This is a genomic window from Kitasatospora sp. MAP12-44 (genome assembly GCF_029892095.1).
Taxonomy (GTDB): domain Bacteria; phylum Actinomycetota; class Actinomycetes; order Streptomycetales; family Streptomycetaceae; genus Kitasatospora.
The window spans coordinates 3,499,207-3,513,915 of the sequence record NZ_JARZAE010000004.1; the positions used below are offsets into that span (position 1 = coordinate 3,499,207).

The following is a 14,709-nucleotide window of genomic DNA, read 5'->3' on the forward strand; positions in this document are numbered from 1 at the left end:
CGGGCCGGCCACCTGGTAGGTGGCCGGCCCGGCCTCCGTCAGACCTCTTCGACGCTGCTCGGCTCGCGCCGGGACAGGTCAATACCGAGCTCCTCGGCTGCGCGGAAGACATCCTCGTCGGAGTCCCGCAGCTCGATGTTGGAGCCGTCCGAGGACAGCACCTCCACGTTGAGGCAGAGCGACTGCATTTCCTTGATGAGCACCTTGAAGGACTCGGGAATGCCCGGCTCGGGGATGTTCTCGCCCTTGACGATCGCCTCGTAGACCTTCACGCGGCCCAGGACGTCGTCGGACTTGATGGTGAGGAGCTCCTGCAGCGCGTAGGCCGCGCCGTACGCCTCAAGGGCCCACACCTCCATCTCACCGAAGCGCTGACCACCGAACTGCGCCTTACCACCCAGCGGCTGCTGGGTGATCATCGAGTACGGACCGGTCGAACGGGCGTGCAGCTTGTCGTCGACCAGGTGGTGCAGCTTGAGGATGTACATGTAGCCGACCGAGACCGGCATCGGGAACGGCTCGCCGGAGCGGCCGTCGAACAGCTTGGCCTTACCGGTGGAGTTCACCAGGCGCTCACCGTCACGGGTGGGCGTGGTGTGGTCCAGCAGGCCGGTGATCTCGTCCTCGCGGGCGCCGTCGAAGACCGGGGTGGCGAGGTTGGTGCCGCCCTCGACCTTGTCGGCGCCGATGCCCTGCAGGCGCTGGGCCCACTCTTCGGCGAGGCCGGAGACGTCCCAGCCCTGTTTGGCGAGCCAGCCGAGGTGGATCTCCAGTACCTGTCCCGGGTTCATTCGGGACGGGACACCCAGCGGGTTCAGGATGATGTCGACCGGCGTGCCGTCCTCAAGGAACGGCATGTCCTCGACGGGGAGGATCTTGGAGATGACACCCTTGTTGCCGTGACGGCCGGCCAGCTTGTCACCGTTGGTGATCTTGCGCTTCTGGGCCACGTAGACCCGGACCAGCTGGTTGACGCCCGGGGGAAGCTCGTCGCCCTCTTCGCGGTCGAAGACGCGGACGCCGATGATCTTGCCCTGCTCGCCGTGCGGCACCTTCAGCGAGGTGTCGCGGACCTCACGGGCCTTCTCACCGAAGATCGCGCGCAGCAGGCGCTCCTCCGGGGTCAGCTCGGTCTCACCCTTGGGCGTGACCTTGCCGACCAGGATGTCGCCGGTGACGACATCGGCGCCGATCCGGATGATGCCGCGCTCGTCGAGGTCCGCGAGGACCTCCTCGGAGACGTTCGGGATGTCCCGAGTGATCTCCTCCGGGCCCAGCTTGGTGTCACGGGCGTCGACCTCGTGCTCCTCGATGTGGATCGAGGAGAGGACGTCGTCCTGCACGAGGCGCTGCGACAGGATGATCGCGTCCTCGTAGTTGTGGCCCTCCCAGGACATGAACGCCACGAGGAGGTTCTTGCCGAGGGCCATCTCGCCCTCGTCGGTGCAGGGGCCGTCGGCGAGGACCTGGTGGACCTCGACCCGGGCGCCCTCGTCCACGAGCACCTTCTGGTTGAAGGCGGTGCCCTGGTTGGAGCGGGTGAACTTGGCGGCGCGGTACGTGGTGTACGTGCCGTCGTCGTTGGCCACGGTGACGTAGTCGGCCGAGACCTCCTGGACGACACCCGCCTTCTCGGCCACGATCACGTCGGCGGCGTCGACCGCGCAGCGGTACTCCATGCCGGTGCCGACCAGCGGGGCCTCGCTCTTCAGCAGCGGCACCGCCTGACGCATCATGTTGGAGCCCATGAGCGCGCGGTTGGCGTCGTCGTGCTCCAGGAAGGGGATCATCGCGGTGGCGACGGACACCATCTGGCGCGGCGAGACGTCCATGTAGTCGATCTCGGAGCCGGGGATGTAGTCGATCTCGCCACCACGGCGACGAACGAGGACACGCGGCTCGGCGAAGTGCAGGTCGTCCGTCAGCGGGGCGTTGGCCTGCGCGATGACGTAGCGGTCCTCCTCGTCAGCGGTCAGGTAGTCCACCTGCTCGGTGACGATGCCCTCGACGACCTTGCGGTACGGGGTCTCGATGAAGCCGAAGGCGTTGACCCGGCCGTACGAGGCCAGCGAGCCGATCAGACCGATGTTCGGGCCTTCAGGGGTCTCGATGGGGCACATGCGGCCGTAGTGCGACGGGTGAACGTCACGGACCTCGAAGCCGGCGCGCTCACGGGACAGACCACCGGGGCCCAGCGCGGACAGACGACGCTTGTGGGTCAGGCCCGACAGCGGGTTCGTCTGGTCCATGAACTGGGACAGCTGGCTGGTGCCGAAGAACTCCTTGATGGAGGCGACGACCGGCCGGATGTTGATCAGGGTCTGCGGCGTGATCGCCTCGACGTCCTGGGTGGTCATGCGCTCGCGCACGACGCGCTCCATACGGGCGAGACCCGTACGGACCTGGTTCTGGATCAGCTCGCCGACGTTGCGCAGGCGGCGGTTGCCGAAGTGGTCGATGTCATCGACCTCGACGACGATGTCGCGACCCTCGTTGTCACGCCACTCGGTCTCGCCCGCGTGCAGCTTCACCAGGTACTTGATCGCACCGATGATGTCGGGCTCGGTGAGCACGCCGGAGTCCAGCGACTCGGCGTTGCCCAGCTTGCGGTTGACCTTGTAACGGCCGACCTTGGCGAGGTCGTAGCGCTTCGGGTTGAAGTAGAGGTTCTCCAACAGCGTCTGCGCGGCCTCGCGGGTCGGCGGCTCGCCGGGGCGCAGCTTGCGGTAGATGTCCAGCAGCGCGTCGTCCTGGCCCTGGGTGTGGTCCTTCTCCAGGGTGGCGCGCATCGACTCGTACTCGCCGAACTCCTCGAGAATCATCTCGTTGGTCCAGCCGAGGGCCTTGAGCAGGACGGTGACCGACTGCTTGCGCTTGCGGTCGATGCGGACACCGACCATGTCGCGCTTGTCGATCTCCATCTCCAGCCAGGCACCACGCGAGGGGATGACCTTGCAGGAGAAGATGTCCTTGTCGGACACCTTGTCCAGGGTGGAGTCGAAGTAGACGCCCGGGGAGCGGACCAGCTGCGAGACGACGACACGCTCGGTGCCGTTGATCACGAACGTGCCCTTGTGGGTCATGAGCGGGAAGTCGCCCATGAAGACCGTCTGAGACTTGATCTCACCGGTCTCGTTGTTGGTGAACTCGGCGGTGACGAAGAGCGGTGCCGCGAAGGTGAAGTCGCGGTCCTTGCACTCGTCAATGGAGTTCTTCGGCGGCTCGAAACGGTGGTCGCGGAAGGTCAGCGACATCGACCCGCTGAAGTCCTCGATCGGGGAGATCTCTTCGAAGATCTCCTCCAGACCGGACTTCGTGGGGACGTCCTGACCACTCTCCAGGGCCGCCTCGACCCGGGACTTCCAGGCCGCATTGCCGAGCAGCCAGTCAAAGCTCTCGGTCTGCAGGGCCAGGAGGTTCGGGACCTCGAGGGGCTCCTTGATCTTCGCGAAGGAGACGCGGAGCGGGGCGGTGGAATTAGCGTTGTTCGAGGCGTTGCGCGGCGCGGCCAAGAGGGGGGTCCTTCCGAGGGCTCGGAGCTCACTGCGCGCGTACCGGCCGGCTCTTGTCGGGCTGGTCCCGCCTCCGGCGCCGTGGGTCTCAGCCGGGAGGAAATCCCAGGTCAGAGCCGCTTTGCGGAGGCGATGCCAGGCCCCTTCAGGGCAGCGCAAACTCCGGGCGACGAGTCACGGAGCAGCTAACAGGCAGCGCAAAGGGACAGTGTAGCCAATAGGCACACTGCTGTCCAGCCCTGATTCGGAGACCGAATCGGACACTCCCTCCGGTAGCCAACCGAGCGGCCCCGCGCCCCCTCCCGGGGGCCGAACCGCAGGGTGGTCCCTGCCTTACCGCCACTACGCACCGCAGCGGTGCCCCACCTCGCAACGAGGCCGGCACCGCGACTCACGTGGAGTCATTTCCCGCCGCGACCCCGGGTTATGCATCCGGGGACACTCCAACTAACGTCCGACCGCCTCCGCGGTGTCGGCGCGCGCCTTGAGAATCGCGCGCCGCGTGCGGTTCGTCAAGGCCCCCGCCTGCGGTGGGGGCCTCGCGCAGTTCATCGCTCCGGGCGGCCCCGGCGTTACAAGAACCCGTGGTGAGGACCCTGTCGGCAGGCTGTGACGACCCGGCGGTCGACGACAACGATCACGATACCGGGCCGGACCGACAGTGCCGAGGGCACAATCGGCCAGCCTGGCCGAAGCCGCCGGCGAAGATGCCCGGAAACGAAAGCAGGCCGGGCCGACCACCTGCGAACAGGTGGCCGGCCCGGCCCGAAGTGCTCCGTGGGGAGCGCTAGATCACTTGACGGTGACCTTGGCGCCGGCGCCCTCGAGCTGCTCCTTGGCCTTCTCGGCAACGTCCTTGGCAACCTTCTCCAGGACGGGCTTCGGGGTGCCGTCAACGAGGTCCTTGGCCTCCTTCAGGCCGAGGGAGGTCAGGGCGCGCACCTCCTTGATGACCTGGATCTTCTTCTCGCCGGCCGACTCGAGGATGACGTCGAACTCGTCCTGCTCCTCGACCTCGTCGGCAACGGCGACGCCGCCACCCATGGCCACGGCGACCGGGGCGGCAGCCTTGACGTCGAACTTCTCCTCGAACGCCTTGACGAACTCGGAGAGCTCGATGAGGGTCAGGGTCGCGAACTGCTCGAGCAGCTCGTCCTGGGACAGCTTCGCCATGATGGCGTCCTTCCACTTTGTCGGCAGGTGCCGGATGTACGGGATGGCGGGCGTACGGGCCCGCTGCGACCGGAGGTACCGGACGCTGAGCTCTTCAGGCCAGGGCCTGAATTACTCGGCAGCCTCGGTGGTGTCCTCGGCCTCGGCGGGAGCCGGCGTACCGGCACCGCCCTGCTCGACCTTCGCGCGGAGTGCCTCGGCAGTGCGGGCGAACTCCACCAGCGGAGCCTGGAAGGTCGCCGCGGCCTTGGCCATGGACGCCTTCAGGCCGCCGGCCAGCTTGGCGAGCAGCACCTCGCGGGACTCGAGGTCCGCGAGCTTCTTGATCTCATCGGCGGTCAGCGCCTTACCGTCAAGGACACCGCCCTTGATGATGAGAGCGGGGTTCTCCTTGGCGAAGTCACGCAGAGCCTTCGCCGACTCCACCGGGTCACCGGTGACGAAGGCGACAGCCGTCGGACCCGCGAACAGGTCGTCGAGCGAAGAGATCCCGGCCTCGTTGGCCGCAATCTTGGTCAGCGTGTTCTTCACCACGGCGTACTGGGCGTTGTCACCCAGCGAGCGACGCAGGTTCTTGATCTGCTTCACCGAGAGACCGCGGTACTCGGTCAGCACTGCAGCGTTGGAGGTACGGAACTTGTCCGTGATCTCCGCGACGGCAGCAGCCTTGTCAGGCCTTGCCATAGGCTTACGCCTCCTTCCGTGATGTCGAGGTCGGCCGACCTTGGACAAGTCGACCTACTACGCCTGGGACCGCACGGAGAAGGAATGCTCTGCAGAAAAGACTGAGAGCCCCGGTGCGCAGGCGCACGGGGCTCATAAGAACCTCAACAGTCAGGCGGCGAACCGCGCGGACCGGAAGTCCAAGCTCCAAACACTCCTGCGCGGGCTGCCTGCGACTAGGCGCAGATCCTTCGGTCACCCGAGTCCTTGCGGACATCTGGCGACAACCAGCGGTCTTTGGCTTTGACCAGAGTACGGGTCAACGGCGCGTGAGCCAAATTGCCGCGGGCGGCCCGGCTAGCCCGCGTCCTGGGTGTCGCTCTCGTCGGGTGCCTGGACCGAGAAGGCGCCGCCGTAGTCGCTGTAGAGCACGGTCTCGTTCAGGCCGCCCTTGGCGCCCTGGCCGGTCCGCTGCAGCTTGACCAGCTGGTCGTGGTCGTTGAGCCACAGATCCAGGGTGAGCGTCTGCACCCCGCCCTGGGAGAGCGCGGTGGTCAGCCCCTGCTGGCGGGTGGCGGTCAGCAGCGGCTGCTGGGCCGCGACGTAGTCGGCCACCGACAGGGTGGCCTGGTAGTGCTGGACGGTGCTGTCGTTCAGCTTCTCCTCGCCCAGCGACTGCAGGTCGCCGGCGGCGGCCGCGCCGGTCACCGCCTCCAGCGGGTTGAGCTGGTCGATCAGCGGGGCGAACGGGGTCTCGATCCGCCCGTCCGGGCCGGTGACCTCGGCGGACTTCTCCCAGTGCTTGCCGCCCAGGCGCGCCGCGGTGGCCGCGTCACCGCCCTGGTACGCGACGGTGTCCAGGACGATCAGCCCGCTGGTGACCCCGTTGGTGGTGCGCTGCAGCTGCATGACCGTGCGCGGGGCCCAGAAGAGCGCGCCGTCGCCGCTGTCGGTGTCGCTCGGTCCGGCGCTCGCCCCGGTCGAGGTCTGCTGGTAGCTGAGCTTGGCCCGGCGGGCCGTCTGCAGCACCTGCTCGGCCGAGAGCATCACCCCGTGCGGAGAGCGGTCGGCGGACTTGGAGCCCTCCGAAGAGGTGGCGGGGGCGGACGGCGAGGCCGGGTTCCGGGCCGGCTGGGCCGCTCCCCCGCCGCAGGCCGCCAGCCCCCCTATCAGCGTGGCGGCGATCACCGCTGCCGCCGCCCTGCGCTGTGCCGCCATTCCTGCCTCCTGCTTCGCCGCCGTCCCTTCAGGTTGCCACGCCCGGCCTGGTCAGCCCTGAGCGGGTCGCCCGGCCGGTGCTCAGCCCTGTCGCACGCCGCCCATCGCGCCGAGCAGCTTGAGCGAGTCGGCCGGGGCGACCTGGTCGCTCGCCGGCGGGGCCGTGACGCTGACCTTGACGCCGAAGTCCGAGTACTGCGTGGTGGTGGCGTTGATCGCACCGGCCGCCGGCGAGGCCGAGGAGCCGTTGGAGCCGACCACCTTCTGCTGGACCAGCTGGTGCTGGGCGTTCAGCCAGAAGTCGGAGGTGATGGTCGAGCCGCCCTGGCCGAGGGCGGCGAGCACGGCCTTGCGGTCGGAGTCCTGCAGGTTCGGGACTGCGGCCACCAGCGTCGCGGTGGGCATCACGCTCTGGAAGTGCTTGGTGCTGACGCCGCCCACCGACTCCGAGCCGATGGTGCTGAGCTGGCCGGCCTGCGCGGCGGCGGCCAGCTGGACGGACGGGTTGATCATCATGGCAAGCGCCTGGAAGTTGCCGTTCAGGCTGCCGGCCGGGCCGTTGCCGTCGAGCTTGAGCCAGTGCTTGCCGCCGAGCTGGGCGGCCTGCTGGTCGTCGACGCCCAGGTACATCACGTTGTCGACCATCCGGACCTTCATCGCCTGGCCGGACTGCTGCTCGGAGAGGTCGAGCTCGGGCTGGGCGCCCCACGAGTAGAGGCCGCTGCCCTGGTCGGACTTGTCCCCGGCCGTGCTGACGGCGATCTTGGCACTGGCGGCCTTCTGCATCACGGCTGCGGCGGCCAGCAGGTCCGCCTTGGCGCCGACGCCGCCGCCCGCCGCGGCCGCACCCGCCGAATTCGCGGCTCCCGCCGCACCCGGCACGGCGTCCGCGCTCTTCTTCGCGCTGCTGCCGCAGGCCGACAGGGCCCCGACCAGCAGGGCCGACGCTGCTACTGCCGAAGCGATCCGAACCACGCGCACAACATCCCCCATTTGGATTTTCTGATCGAACGACCAGCGGACTCTAACTGACGGTAAGGACGGTTCCGCAGCCGGGTTCGGTTCCCCACCGAAGCAGCACAGGGCCCGCACTCCCGGTGGGAGTGCGGGCCCTGATGATGCTTCAGACCTTACGGCGCCTCAGATCCGGTGAGGATCAGAGCGACGCCGGGTCCTCCTCGACGAGGAGGTTGCGGGTGCGGTTCGGGTCCACCTGGACACCCGGGGCCCATGGTGGTGGAGACCGCGGTCTTCTTGATGTAGCGACCCTTGGCGGCGGACGGCTTGGCCCGCAGGACCTCGTCCAGCGCCGCGGCGTAGTTCTCGACCAGCTGCTCATCGGTGAAGGAGGTCTTGCCGATGATGAAGTGCAGGTTCGAGTGCTTGTCCACGCGGAACTCGATCTTGCCGCCCTTGATGTCCGTGACAGCCTTCGCCACGTCCGGGGTGACCGTACCGGTCTTCGGGTTCGGCATCAGACCACGCGGGCCGAGCACGCGGCCGAGGCGGCCGACCTTGCCCATGAGGTCCGGGGTGGCGACGACGGCGTCGAAGTCCAGGCGGCCCTTGGCAACCTCGTCGATGAGCTCGTCGGAGCCGACGATGTCGGCGCCCGCAGCCTCCGCAGCCGCTGCACGGTCACCGGTCGCGAAGACCAGGACCCGGGCGGTCTTACCAGTGCCGTGCGGCAGGTTGACGGTGCTGCGGACCATCTGGTCGGCCTTGCGCGGGTCGACGCCCAGACGCATGGCAACCTCGACGGTCGCGTCGAACTTGGTGGTGGACGTCTCGCGGGCGAGGCGGATGGCCTCAAGCGGGGCGTACAGGCGGTCGCGGTTGACCTTGAGGTCCGCGGCCTTGAGAGCCTTGCTGCGCTTCACTGCTGCTCCTGAGTTGTGGAGTCGTGGTGTGTACGGGCCGCGCGGGCCCTACCACATGGGAAAAGAAGGACTTCAGCCCTCGACCGTGATGCCCATCGACCGGGCGGTCCCGCGGATGATCTTCTCCGCGGCGTCCATGTCGTTGGCGTTCAGGTCGGGGAGCTTGGTGGTGGCGATCTCGCGGACCTGGGCGGCGCTGATCTTCGCGACCTTGGTCTTGTGCGGCTCGCCGGAGCCCTTCTCCACGCCCGCGGCCTTCAGGATGAGGCGTGCGGCCGGCGGAGTCTTGGTGATGAAGGTGAAGGAGCGGTCGTCGTAGACCGTGATCTCCACCGGCACGACCATGCCACGCTGCGACTCGGTCGCGGCGTTGTAGGCCTTGCAGAACTCCATGATGTTGACGCCGTGCTGACCCAGCGCGGGGCCGACCGGCGGAGCCGGGTTGGCCGCGCCGGCCTTGATCTGGAGCTTGATAAGCCCCGTGATCTTCTTCTTCTTGGGAGGCATGTCTCTCCGGGTCCTTCCGTTGGATGGGTGTGTACGGACCGGGGCGACACCCGGGCGAGAGTACACACAGCGGACCAGGCTAACGCGGATGCGCTGCTGGGCCAAAACGGGTTCGGGGTGGAGCCGGTGGCCCCACCCCGAATCCGAAGCTTTTACTAGTTCTTCTGGATCTGGTCGAAGGAGAGCTCGACCGGGGTCTCCCGGCCGAAGATCTCGACCAGGCCCTTGACCTTCTTCGAGTCCGGGTTGATCTCGTTGATGGTCGCCTGCAGGGTGGCGAACGGGCCGTCCGTGACGGTGACCGAGTCGCCGACCTCGAAGTCGAGGACCTGGATCTCGCTGGGCTTGACCGGCGAGGGCTTGCCGGCGTCCTTGGCCGCCTGGCGCTCCACGTCGGGGGCGAGCATCTTGACGACCTCGTCCAGGGTCAGCGGGTACGGGTCGTAGGCGTTGCCGACGAATCCGGTGACACCCGGGGTGTTGCGCACGACGCCCCAGGACTCCGGGGTCAGGTCCAGGCGCACCAGCACGTAGCCGGGGAGCTTGTTCTGCCGGATCGTCTTGCGGTCGCCGTTCTTGATCTGGACGACCTCTTCCTGCGGCACCTCGGCCTGGAAGATGTACTCCTCGACGTTGAGCGAGACGGCACGCTGCTCGAGGTTCTGCTTCACGCGGTTCTCGTAACCCGCGTAGGTGTGGATGACGTACCACTCGCCGGGGGCGGTGCGCAGCTCCTCGCGGAACTTGGCGACCGGGTCGACGTCCTCCTCGGCCTCTTCGGTCTCCTCGACCGCGGCATCGGCCTGCTCGGACTCGTCGAAGGCCTCGCCGGCCTCCGCCTCCTCGTCGCTCACCTCGTGCAGCGCGGCCGACTCGGCGGGGACGCCGGCCTCGGCCTCGTCCGCAGCCTCGACCTCGTCCTCGTCGCCGTCCACGGCGTCGACGATCTGCTCGGCGTCCTGCTCGTCGTCCTGCGAGACCTCGGTGGCGTCCTCGGCCTCGTCGGAGAAGTCGGTGGCCTCGGCATCGGCAGCCTCAGCCGCATCCAGGTCGGCGGCGACATCCTCATCCGCCTCGCGGACGGTCTCGTCGGCGTCGTACAGGGGGGACTCAGACACGGTGGCTGCTTCTTTCCTGGAGGTGTGGAGATGGTACGGCTCCGCCCCGCTCCGGCGCCGCGCGCCGCTGGCGCGGGCGGGGTTCGGTGCGGCTCGAAGTCTCAACAGTACCGAGTCAACGGTAGCGGGCTCGTCCGGCAGGTGCAGACAGCTCGACCCGGACCGGTCCCCCGGACGTCTCTTCGACGTCGTTCAGGGGCCGATCCGGGTCGGGGGAAAGCTGTGTGCTCGAACAGGGTCCGTACGGGGTCCGCACGAGGTCCGTACGGTCAGCCGAAGATCCAGAAGCTGGCCTTGGCGAAGCCCCAGTCCAGCGTGGCGACCACACCGATGATGACCGCGACGAACACGACCACGACGCTGGTGTAGTTCATCAGCTCGTTGCGGGTGGGCCAGACGACCTTGCGGAGTTCCGCGATGATCTGGCGGTAGTAGAGCCCGATGCGCGAGGCCAGGCTGCGCTTGGCGCGCTTGCCCGAACCCTTCTCGACGCCGCCGGCAGCCTTGTTGGCACGCTTGCGGGCGCGTCGCGAGAGCGTCTTGTCGCTCTCGGCGCTCGCAGTGCCTTCCGCGGCATCCTCGATGGGCGCCGCGTCCTCGGCACCCTCGGGGTTGCCGCTCTCAGGCGTTGCGGTGGAGCCCGTGGTCTCCGTCACTCGTCCTCACCTGAATCCGGGTCCTGCCGAGTGTCACTGGCGTGCCGCGGGGAGCACGAGCGATCCGGCGAAAGGCAGTGCTAGTGGGGCCCTCTCCGCATCAAGCCCGCTCGCTCGGTCGGAGCGAACGGGCTGGACTTGGATCAAGCAGCAGGGCACGAGGGACTCGAACCCCCAACCCCCGGTTTTGGAGACCGGTGCTCTACCAATTGAGCTAGTGCCCTACAGCGCCTTGCGGCACTTGAGATGCCCCCCAACCTACCCCATCGCGCCGTCTGCGTTGTGAACGCTGCTGGTGCTTCGGTGCGGGCCGGAGCCATCGATCAGTGAGTGTACGGGTTCAGAGGCGTTTGGTCGAACCTCTTCACCGGGCGGACCCGATGAGACGTCAGAGGTACGGATGCTGAAACAGCGATGCCCGGGTCGGGCGGGGTCTGCGACGATGCAGGTATGAGCGCTTCCACCCCCGCTAACGCCCTCCCCGCCGACCGCCGGGTCTCCGCCCGCGTCGGCGCCATCGCCGAGTCCGCCACCCTCGCCGTCGATGCCAAGGCCAAGGCCCTCAAGGCGGCCGGCCGGCCCGTGATCGGCTTCGGCGCCGGTGAGCCGGACTTCCCGACCCCGGACTACATCGTCGAGGCTGCCGTCGAGGCCTGCCGGGACCCGAAGAACCACCGCTACACGCCGGCCGGCGGTCTGCCGGAGCTCAAGGCGGCCATCGCGGCGAAGACGCTGCGGGACTCCGGCTACGCGGTGGAGGCCTCGCAGGTCCTGGTGACCAACGGCGGCAAGCAGGCCATCTACGAGGCCTTCGCCGCCATCCTGGACCCGGGCGACGAGGTCATCGTCCCGGCGCCGTACTGGACCACCTACCCCGAGTCGATCCAGCTGGCCGGCGGCGTCGCGGTCGAGGTCGTGGCCGACGAGACCACCGGCTACAAGGTGTCGGTGGAGCAGCTGGAGGCGGCCCGCACCGAGCGCACCAAGGTGGTGCTCTTCGTCTCGCCGTCCAACCCGACCGGCGCCGTCTACACCCAGTCCGAGGCCGAGGCGATCGGCCGCTGGGCCCTTGAGCACGGCCTGTGGGTGCTCACCGACGAGATCTACCAGCACCTGGTCTACGGCGACGCGACCTTCACCTCGCTGCCCGCGCTGCTGCCGGAGCTGGCCGACAAGTGCATCGTGGTCAACGGCGTGGCCAAGACCTACGCGATGACCGGCTGGCGGGTCGGGTGGCTGATCGGCCCCAAGGACGTGGTGGCCGCCGCGGCGAACCTCCAGTCGCACGCCACCTCCAACGTCAACAACGTGGCGCAGCGCGCCGCCCTGGTCGCGGTGAGCGGCGACCTGAAGGCCGTGGACGAGATGCGTACCGCATTCGACCGCCGCCGCCAGACCATCGTGCGGATGCTCAACGAGATCGACGGCGTGCTCTGCCCCGAGCCCGAGGGCGCCTTCTACGTCTACCCGTCCGTGAAGGACCTGCTGGGCAAGGAGATCCGCGGCAAGCGGCCCAAGAGCTCGGCCGAGCTGGCGGCGCTGATCCTGGACGAGGCCGAGGTCGCGGTCGTCCCCGGCGAGGCCTTCGGCACCCCCGGCTACCTGCGGCTCTCCTACGCGCTGGGTGACGCGGACCTGGCCGAGGGGGTCGCCCGGATGCAGAAGCTGCTGGGCGAGGCCCGCGACTGACGTCCGCCCGCGTCCACATCGGCGGTGCCGCCCCCTTCACCCTTCCGAGGGACTTCAAGGGGGCGGTTCCCGTTGCGGGGGTTGATACGGCAGGATCGGCTGATGGAACACCAGCCGCCGCGCCGAGACGTCCTGGGCCTGCCGAAGGCCCACCTCCATCTGCACTTCACCGGTTCGATGCGCCCGGCCACCCTGCTGGAGTTGGCCGAGAAGTACCGGGTCCGGCTGCCGGAGGCGCTGCTCTCCAGTGAGCCGCCCAAGCTTCGGGCGACCGACGAGCGCGGCTGGTTCCGGTTCCAGCGCCTCTACGACACCGCGCGCTCGGTGTTGCGCGACGAGCAGGACATCCGCCGGCTGGTCCGGGAGACCGCCGAGGACGAGGTCCTGGACGGCTCGCGCTGGCTGGAGATCCAGGTCGACCCGACCTCCTACGCCCCGCGCCTGGGCGGCCTGATCCCGGCGCTGGAGCTGATCCTGGACGCCGTGCGGGAGGCCTCGGCGGCCACCGGTGTGGGGATCCGGGTGCTGGTGGCGGCGAACCGGATGAAGTCGCCGATGGACGCCCGGACGCTGGCCCGGCTCGCGGTGCGCTACGCGGACCAGGGCGTGGTGGGCTTCGGGCTCTCCAACGACGAGCGGCGCGGGCTGGCCAGGGACTTCGACCGGGCCTTCGCCATCGCCCGCCGGGGTGACCTGCTGGCCGCCCCGCACGGCGGGGAGCTGGCCGGTCCCGAGTCGGTGCGGGACTGCCTGGACGACCTGGGGGCCGGCCGGATCGGGCACGGTGTGCGGGCCGCCGAGGATCCGCGGCTGCTGCAGCGGCTCTCGGACCGGCAGATCACCTGCGAGGTGTGCCCGGCCTCCAACGTCTCGCTCGGTGTCTACGAGACGGCGGCCGCGGTGCCGCTGCGGACCCTCTTCGACGCCGGTGTGCCGCTGGCGCTCGGCGCGGACGACCCGCTGCTCTTCGGCTCCCGGCTGGCCGAGCAGTACCGGCTGGCGCGCGAGGTGCACGGCTTCTCCGACGCCGAACTCGCCGAGCTGGCACGGCAGTCGGTGCGCGGCTCGCAGGCCCCGGAGAGCGTGCAGAAGGAGCTGCTGGCCGACATCGACGCGTGGCTGACGGCTCCCGTGTCCGTCGCTTGACGCCTCAGAGCTTGATGTCTCAGAGCTTGACGCCTCAGAGCTGGACGCCGACCATCACCGGCTCGTTGACCAGCTCGACGCCGAAGGCGGCGTGCACGCCATCGCGGATCTCGCGGGCGAGGGTGAGCAGGTCCTCGGTGCTGGCCAGGCCGCGGTTGGTGAGCGCCAGGGTGTGCTTGGTGGAGAGGGTCGCCGGGCCGGAGCCGTAGCCCTTGGTGAAGCCGGCCCGGTCGATCAGCCAGGCCGCCGAGGTCTTGGTGTGGCCGTCCGGCGCCGGGAAGGCGGGGGCGGTCAGGGCGCGGGCGTCGACCCGGGCCAGGAACGCCTGGTACTGCTCCGGGGTCAGGATCGGGTTGGTGAAGAAGGATCCTGCGGACCAGGTGTCATGATCGGCGGGGTCCAGCACCATGCCCTTGCCGGCGCGCAATGCGAGCACGCTCTCATAAGCAGCGCGCAGACTCACGCGCTCGCCGGCGGCGGTGCCCAGCGTCTTGGCCACCTCGGCGTACTGGATCGGTGAGGACTGGCCGGCGGCGTCCTCCAACGCGAAGCGGACCCGCAGCACCACGTAGCGGTCGGGGGCGGCCTTGAAGCGGCTGTGGCGGTAGGAGAAGGCGCAGTCGGCGTTGGCCAGGGTGACGGTCTCACCCGCCGCCCGGTCGTAGGCGACCACCTCGGTGATGCTGCCGGCCACCTCCTGGCCGTACGCGCCGACGTTCTGCACCGGCGTGGCACCGGCCGAGCCGGGGATGCCGGCCAGGAACTCGATACCGGCCAGGCCCGCGTCCACCGTCCGGGTGACGGCCTCGGACCAGACCTCGCCGGCCGCCAGCTCCAGCGCGGTGCCGTCCAGCGCGAAGCCCCGGGTGGCGATCCGCAGCACGGTGCCGTCGAAGCCGGCGTCCCCGATCACCAGGTTGCTGCCGCCGCCGATCACCAGCAGCGGCTCACCGGCGGCGTCGGCCTCGCGGACGGCGGCGACGACCTCGGCGTCCGTCTCCGCGGTGACCAGCCGGCGGGCGGGCCCGCCGAGGCGGAGGGTGGTCAGCGGGGCGAGGGGGGCGTTTTCAAGTACCAGCACGCCCCCAGCGTACGGGTGCCCCCGAGCGCACTCCCGCCGCGACCGGCCTCGCGCGGACTACCTTGC

Annotated in this window: 11 protein-coding genes, 1 tRNA gene and 1 pseudogene; 2 read left to right on the forward strand and 11 right to left on the reverse strand. The window is 69.0% G+C overall.

Features of this window, described 5'->3' with window-relative positions:
• Positions 1 to 38: 38 nt before the first annotated feature.
• The 10 genes and pseudogenes from rpoB to P3T34_RS16320 form a co-directional block, all read right to left on the reverse strand.
• Positions 39 to 3,512: a DNA-directed RNA polymerase subunit beta gene (gene rpoB / locus P3T34_RS16275; RefSeq protein WP_280666749.1), complete on the reverse strand. Its 3,474-nt coding sequence runs from the start codon at positions 3,510 to 3,512 to the stop codon at positions 39 to 41.
• Positions 3,513 to 4,304: 792 nt separating this feature from the next.
• A complete protein-coding gene (rplL, locus tag P3T34_RS16280; RefSeq protein WP_280672147.1) occupies positions 4,305 to 4,688 on the reverse strand; it encodes a 50S ribosomal protein L7/L12 in 384 nt (127 codons plus the stop codon).
• Between the two features lie 108 nt (positions 4,689 to 4,796).
• On the reverse strand, positions 4,797 to 5,369 hold the full coding sequence (gene rplJ, locus P3T34_RS16285) for a 50S ribosomal protein L10 (protein ID WP_280666750.1): 573 nt from the start codon (positions 5,367 to 5,369) through the stop codon (positions 4,797 to 4,799).
• A 336-nt stretch (positions 5,370 to 5,705) separates the two neighbouring features.
• Positions 5,706 to 6,566 carry a hypothetical protein gene (locus P3T34_RS16290; protein ID WP_280666751.1) on the reverse strand — a complete coding sequence of 287 codons (861 nt, stop codon included), beginning with the start codon at positions 6,564 to 6,566 and terminating at the stop codon, positions 5,706 to 5,708.
• A gap of 81 nt (positions 6,567 to 6,647) precedes the next feature.
• Positions 6,648 to 7,541: a hypothetical protein gene (locus tag P3T34_RS16295; protein ID WP_280666752.1), complete on the reverse strand. Its 894-nt coding sequence runs from the start codon at positions 7,539 to 7,541 to the stop codon at positions 6,648 to 6,650.
• A 181-nt stretch (positions 7,542 to 7,722) separates the two neighbouring features.
• Positions 7,723 to 8,446 (reverse strand): annotated as a pseudogene (rplA, locus tag P3T34_RS16300) (50S ribosomal protein L1).
• Positions 8,447 to 8,518: 72 nt separating this feature from the next.
• Positions 8,519 to 8,953: a 50S ribosomal protein L11 gene (gene rplK / locus P3T34_RS16305; RefSeq protein ID WP_280666753.1), complete on the reverse strand. Its 435-nt coding sequence runs from the start codon at positions 8,951 to 8,953 to the stop codon at positions 8,519 to 8,521.
• A gap of 155 nt (positions 8,954 to 9,108) precedes the next feature.
• Entirely contained in the window at positions 9,109 to 10,002 is an 894-nt protein-coding gene (gene nusG / locus P3T34_RS16310; RefSeq protein ID WP_280672149.1) for a transcription termination/antitermination protein NusG, read from the reverse strand.
• 338 nt (positions 10,003 to 10,340) lie between these two features.
• On the reverse strand, positions 10,341 to 10,727 hold the full coding sequence (gene secE, locus P3T34_RS16315) for a preprotein translocase subunit SecE (RefSeq protein WP_280666754.1): 387 nt from the start codon (positions 10,725 to 10,727) through the stop codon (positions 10,341 to 10,343).
• A 151-nt stretch (positions 10,728 to 10,878) separates the two neighbouring features.
• Positions 10,879 to 10,951: transfer RNA gene (locus P3T34_RS16320), tRNA-Trp, on the reverse strand.
• Between the two features lie 226 nt (positions 10,952 to 11,177).
• Between P3T34_RS16320 and P3T34_RS16325 the strand changes: the two genes are divergently transcribed.
• The gene (locus tag P3T34_RS16325) at positions 11,178 to 12,416 is read left to right on the forward strand and encodes a pyridoxal phosphate-dependent aminotransferase (protein ID WP_280666755.1); all 1,239 of its coding nucleotides are present in this window, start codon (positions 11,178 to 11,180) and stop codon (positions 12,414 to 12,416) included.
• A gap of 102 nt (positions 12,417 to 12,518) precedes the next feature.
• Entirely contained in the window at positions 12,519 to 13,562 is a 1,044-nt protein-coding gene (locus P3T34_RS16330; protein ID WP_280666756.1) for an adenosine deaminase, read from the forward strand.
• A gap of 34 nt (positions 13,563 to 13,596) precedes the next feature.
• Here P3T34_RS16330 and P3T34_RS16335 read toward each other — a convergent pair whose 3' ends face one another.
• Complete coding sequence (locus tag P3T34_RS16335; protein WP_280666757.1) at positions 13,597 to 14,643, reverse strand: UDP-N-acetylmuramate dehydrogenase; 1,047 nt, start codon at positions 14,641 to 14,643, stop codon at positions 13,597 to 13,599.
• Positions 14,644 to 14,709 lie beyond the last annotated feature (66 nt).